The organism is Desulfobulbaceae bacterium, assembly GCA_013792005.1.
In the GTDB taxonomy this organism is placed as follows: Bacteria; Desulfobacterota; Desulfobulbia; order Desulfobulbales; family VMSU01; genus VMSU01.
The window spans coordinates 1-4,243 of record VMSU01000101.1; the positions used below are offsets into that span (position 1 = coordinate 1).

Consider the following 4,243-nt stretch of genomic DNA (forward strand, 5'->3'; position numbering starts at 1 on the left):
AGCTTCCGCTGCGACGCCAATATCTCCCTGCGACCGATAGGCGAGACCAAATTAGGCACCCGTACTGAACTCAAGAACATGAACTCGTTCCGCAACGTGCAACGCGCCCTTGAATACGAAGTCCGCCGCCAGCGCGATTTACTCCTGGACGGTGAGGTAATTGTTCAAGAGACTCTGCTGTGGGACCCGGACCGCAACGTCACCAACTCTATGCGCAGCAAGGAAGAGGCCCACGACTACCGTTATTTCCCAGACCCGGACCTAGTCCCCATTATCATCGACGACGAATGGCTGGAGCAAATACGACAAACTCTGCCTGAACTGCCAGGAGAACGCAAACGCCGGTTCATTGAGGTATTAAGCCTGCCGGAGTACGATGCCGAAGTCCTGACTTCGACTAAGGAACTCGCCGATTATTTCGAGGAGGCGTATCAAGGCTACGCCAATGTCAAGAAGCTCAGCAATTGGATCATGACCGAGTTGATGCGGGAGTTCAAGGGAGAGATCGGCGAGGACATCGCTAGCTGCCAGGTACGGCCCAAAAACCTCGCCGCCCTGCTTGCGCTGATCGATTCTGGCAGTATCAGCGGCAAAATCGCCAAGACAGTCTTTACCGAGATGCTCGCCTCAGGAAAAGAACCAGAGGCCATCGTTAAAGAAAAAGGCCTGGTGCAGATGAGCGACGAAGGCGATCTGGTCAAAGTCGTTCGTGATATTTTGGCCAAGAACACCGAGCAAGTAGCTCAGTTCCGGGAAGGCAAGACCAAGGTAATGGGTTTTTTTGTCGGCCAACTGATGAAACAGACCCAAGGACGCGCCAACCCGCAGATGGCCAATGATCTGTTCATGAAGGAATTAGGGTAACTCAGGTTGACGGTGAACAGACTCACCGATATCATCAACTATTTGTAGAAATCACTAACCGCAAACCGACAATCTAAGCAGTTACGAATTAAATTAACTAAGCGAGCGCAGAAAGTTCACCACTTCCTGCGCCCTCTTCAATTCTGAAGGTACCCTTGCAGGCGTCTCCGCCACCCTTCAACAACAGATTGATCCATTGCCCCGTCATAGCCCCGCCCAGGGGAAAACAACGAGTACTCTTCCCCGCCTTTAAGTTGCAACACCAGATAATAGAATTGAACAAAGTTCGATGCCTTGCCTAGATAGCCGATCCGAATATTCACAATATCACTAAACGAGATTGCCCGTCTCTTAGTGCCAATAAGACGCACATCGTCAATAGTAATCCGCCGCATCTTAGGATCAATAATGACTGTTTCAATCCCGGTTGTCGCAATCCCCACGACTCCGATGGTCAGCAGCAGAGCCCCCAGCCCCATTATCGCCCTGGCGTTTGAAACAGTCTGCCCCGGCGCATCCAAAAACTTAACTACCAGAACCAGCCCCACTCCCAGACATAAAAGAGCAAGCAACACTTGCTTGCCAGGACTACTCTGTGATTTCCACTGGTTCATCTCCATCAGTTCACTCACCCAACACCATTTGTAAAGACCAGCGATCAATCACCAAATACCCACATCCCCACTTCCAGTTCCAAATGGTGATCCGTATCCCACTCAGGGATCGGGGCCAATCTCCAGATCCAGGTCTGTTGAGGTGGTTCGATATCATCCGAGCCAAAGATCACTTCCCGCTCCGACTCACTGCCATCCCTCTCACGAACAACCACCGCCCGGTCGGTAACCAAGAGCCTCATCCCCGGCATTCCCCGCAGCCACTCAACATGCCTCAACGCTGCCACCCTTCGGAGTCTCAGAGAAAAGCCCTCCTCTCTTAAACATCCGGACATCAACCAATCGGCAGGTAGATTCCCGAGCTGGGAGGCAAGATTCATCGACACGATCAGATCACATTCCTTCGTGATACAGGCTGAAAGCTCGGGCGAGGAGTGAAGAAAGAGCTGTTCCGCCTGCCCACTATCCACCTTCCTACCCTTCTGCCACAAGGCAGAAACTACACCAGTGCAATCAAAATCAAGACAAGTGACAGAGCCTCCCATGGCTTGGGCACGCCGCCGACTTTTCGGCAGATGGAGGATATCGGCCAGCGCCACCTGCTCAAACTGAGTCGCCAACTCAGTGAGCGGCAGATCGTTGAGCAGACCCGCACCCAAGACCAGCGCTGTCCGCCGTCGCGGACAGCGCTGAATCACCTCATGCACAGCCTGACGGCTGGCAGCAAGATGTGGGTCCCAGGCCTCACGGTTCCTCTGTAACCGAGACTCAATCGCACGTTGCTCGCGTAGATACCCCATCCTCCTGAGATGCCAGGGACATGGGGTAATAAGGCTCTTAAGCCAAGGAATGATCACCAGCGAGACTCCGACAGCATTACAAACCGAACATCATCGCGCTCTCCCCGCCAAACCAAAGCCCCTTATTCACTGTAACGATTGATCAGCCGAGAGCCGATAGCAAAAAAAATCAGTCCGTAGACCATCATCACCACGAGCGCAAGGAGTGCGCGGCTGTCGAGGATCTGCGCCCGGATAAGGATATTGGTGTGAGTCAGCGGCATAATGTTGATGATGACGCGAAGGATCGCCGGCATGGTATCTACCGGGAAAAAAGTGCCGCTAAAAAAAGACATGGGCATAATGATGAAGTTATTGTAGGTCGAGGCATCTTCATGGCTCTTGGCCAGCATGCCGGTAATCACGCCGAGAGAAGCGAACATGAAGCAGTTAAGGATCAAGGCGGTGACAAACAATGGTGAAATCCTGAAGTGGGCAGGAGAGATCAGCCCCACCAGAATGATCAGCGAGGAGGCAAAGAGGCCCTTGGTCATCCCGGCCAAAACCTCGCCCAGCATGATGGATGAAGACGGGATCGGGGCCTGAACCAGGACCTGAAAGGTCTTGAAATAGATACGATTCAGGTTCAGGGCGCTGGCCACCCATGCGTACGAGTTATTCATCGAACTCATCGCCACCAGGCCGGGGATGAGAAACGACAGGTAGTCGGTGCCGTCCATCTTGACATTGCGGCCAAGTCCGTACCCGAACACCAATAGATAAATGATCGGGGTGACCATGGCGGAAAAGACATAGCCTACCTTGAGCAATTTGCGCTTAAAAAGCAGCATCTCCCGCAGGTACACAGGATACCAGGTAAAAGTACAACTCCGGCTAAACGAGCCTGCTATACTCTGGGTAAGCGAGACGGCAGGAATTCGGACATTTTTTTTCATTCGATCCGCTCTCCTGTCAACTTAATGAACACGTCCTCCAGATTGCTCCGTCGGACTGTTACTTCACCGTTATCCACCGACCGGGCCAAGGAGTGAGCCTCCTCGCGACTATGAACGGTATGTTGAATCAACCTGCCTTCCGGACCGATATACTCAGTCACATAATCCCCCACCATGTGCTTCAACTCCTCCACCGAGGCCACCGCAATCAATTTGCCCTTGGCGAGAATGCCCACCCGATCACAAAGGGCCTCTGCTTCCTCGATGTAGTGGGTGGTCAACAGCACAGTTTTGCCGGCAATTCTAGCCTTGCGAATGATCTCCCAAAGCTGCCGGCGGATCTGGGGATCAAGACCGATTGAGGGTTCATCAAGAAAAATGACTTCGGGGGAGGCGAGCAGCGCTCGGGCAATAAGTAAACGCCGCTTCATCCCGCCGGAGAAGCGACGAGCAAGGTCATCGGCCCGATGGGAGAGGTCTACCTCTGCCAAGGCCCTGCTGACCGCGGCCGCACGATCTGGAACCCGGTGCAATCGGGCGTAGATGTCCAGGTTCTCGCGGGCGCTCAGCTCCCGGTCGAGGTTATTCTCCTGAGGCACAACTCCAATGATCTCCTTGACCTGACTTGCCTCACGAACAACATCAAGACCGTTGATCGAGCATGCTCCAACATCTGGAGCGGTAAGCGTGGTCATCATCCGGATGATCGTGCTTTTCCCAGCCCCATTGGGCCCGAGCAGGCCAAAGACCTCCCCGCGGCCAATAGTAAACGACACCCTGTCAACTGCGACCAAGGTGTCGTAGCATTTACTGATCCCATTGACCCGGACCATGGGGAGAGCGAGAGAATCTGTATGTTGAAGTAAAGACATCGCAAATGGTAGTAGATCATGAATAGAAAATGAAAATGGCGACAGTACCCGTTCCCCATTGTTTTTGCAACCGTTGTCACCGAGCAAGTGGGGAGTTGAGGGTGAAGGAATCTACCTCCCTTTCGCCCTCCCGAAATCGGACAACCTCACACACCCCA

5 protein-coding genes are annotated in these 4,243 nt (G+C 53.3%); 1 reads left to right on the forward strand and 4 read right to left on the reverse strand.

All coding sequences use genetic code 11. The features are described 5' to 3' along the window. A partial coding sequence (gatB, locus tag FP815_05675; GenBank protein MBA3014426.1) for an Asp-tRNA(Asn)/Glu-tRNA(Gln) amidotransferase subunit GatB occupies window positions 1–864 on the forward strand: 864 nt, incomplete at its 5' end. 137 nt (window positions 865–1,001) lie between these two features. Here the strand turns inward: gatB and FP815_05680 are convergent. The 4 genes from FP815_05680 to FP815_05695 all read right to left on the reverse strand — a co-directional run bounded on the left by FP815_05680 (window position 1,002) and on the right by FP815_05695 (window position 4,046). Further along, complete coding sequence (locus FP815_05680; GenBank protein ID MBA3014427.1) at window positions 1,002–1,484, reverse strand: hypothetical protein; 483 nt, start codon at window positions 1,482–1,484, stop codon at window positions 1,002–1,004. Between the two features lie 38 nt (window positions 1,485–1,522). Further along, window positions 1,523–2,278: a hypothetical protein gene (locus FP815_05685; protein MBA3014428.1), complete on the reverse strand. Its 756-nt coding sequence runs from the start codon at window positions 2,276–2,278 to the stop codon at window positions 1,523–1,525. A 122-nt stretch (window positions 2,279–2,400) separates the two neighbouring features. Further along, window positions 2,401–3,213 carry an ABC transporter gene (locus FP815_05690; GenBank protein MBA3014429.1) on the reverse strand — a complete coding sequence of 271 codons (813 nt, stop codon included), beginning with the start codon at window positions 3,211–3,213 and terminating at the stop codon, window positions 2,401–2,403. Beyond that, window positions 3,210–4,046 (reverse strand): ABC transporter ATP-binding protein, encoded by an 837-nt coding sequence (locus FP815_05695; GenBank protein MBA3014430.1) that lies wholly within the window; start codon window positions 4,044–4,046, stop codon window positions 3,210–3,212. The genes FP815_05690 and FP815_05695 overlap by 4 nt, the downstream gene beginning before the upstream one ends. Between the last annotated feature and the right edge of the window lie 197 nt (window positions 4,047–4,243).

Coding starts and splice junctions, on each gene's coding strand:
- FP815_05685 (MBA3014428.1), bottom strand. CDS start 2,278: ATGGGGTATCTACGCGAGCAACGTGCGATTGAGTCTCGGTTACAGAGG.
- FP815_05695 (MBA3014430.1), bottom strand. CDS start 4,046: ATGGTCCGGGTCAATGGGATCAGTAAATGCTACGACACCTTGGTCGCA.
- FP815_05690 (MBA3014429.1), bottom strand. CDS start 3,213: ATGAAAAAAAATGTCCGAATTCCTGCCGTCTCGCTTACCCAGAGTATA.
- FP815_05680 (MBA3014427.1), bottom strand. CDS start 1,484: ATGGAGATGAACCAGTGGAAATCACAGAGTAGTCCTGGCAAGCAAGTG.